Here is a 710-nt window from a genome sequence, read left to right as displayed (position 1 = left end):
CCGCAGGGCGACTCCGAGGGGCCACAATCCCTCATCATCCACGCAGCACCGCATCAAAGAGCTCTGCCTACGCAAACCCTCCTCAACGCTCAGGACACAACCTCCACGCCCACCACACCACCCCGTATGCGAAGGGCGGGCAGACGACGGTGGAGAACCTCAAGCTCTACTGCTCACACCACCACACCGCCATCCACCACCGATAAAACAAGCGAAATCTCGCACCACACGGCCGCCCACCACGGGTGACACAAGATCCAGCATCACGAGACCGCCCACCACAGGAGACGCAAGATCCTGCATCACGCACGTTCATCACGGATGCCACAAGATCCTGCACCACACGGCCGGCCACCGCACATGATGCAAGATCCTAGATCGGGCCGTCCACCACGGATGACACAGGATTCAGCATCACACGGCCGCCCACCGCACATGATGCAAGATCCCGTATCGCGGTCGACCACCGCAGGTGATGCAAGATCAGGTGTTCTGCATGATCTGCACCGGGCGCGCCGGATCGGGCCACGGACCCTCCGCAAGGATCCAGCCAGGGGTGGGGCTCTCTCCTCGGTCGGGCAGGCGCAGCCCATATCAGGGTTCTGGTGGGCGTGCAAACGGCGCAGCGCAACCCACACCCCGACAAAAACCCCCGCCGATTGCACGCCCACCAGGTTCCTGATACGCCTCCGGTGACCGACCGAGGAGAG

The 710-nt window shown here is 63.1% G+C and carries 1 protein-coding gene; it reads left to right on the top strand.

The annotated features are described in order from the left end of the window. Positions 1–26 precede the first annotated feature (26 nt). Positions 27–206 (top strand): HNH endonuclease, encoded by a 180-nt coding sequence (locus tag KDL01_RS46395; RefSeq protein WP_368861755.1) that lies wholly within the window; start codon positions 27–29, stop codon positions 204–206. The last annotated feature ends 504 nt before the right edge of the window (positions 207–710 follow it).

Origin of the sequence: Actinospica durhamensis, assembly GCF_018139695.1 — a bacterium.
Lineage (GTDB): Bacteria > Actinomycetota > Actinomycetes > Streptomycetales > Catenulisporaceae > Actinospica > Actinospica durhamensis.
The sequence above is the reverse complement of the archived record's forward strand: the minus strand, read 5'-3'. Positions and strand labels throughout refer to the sequence as shown.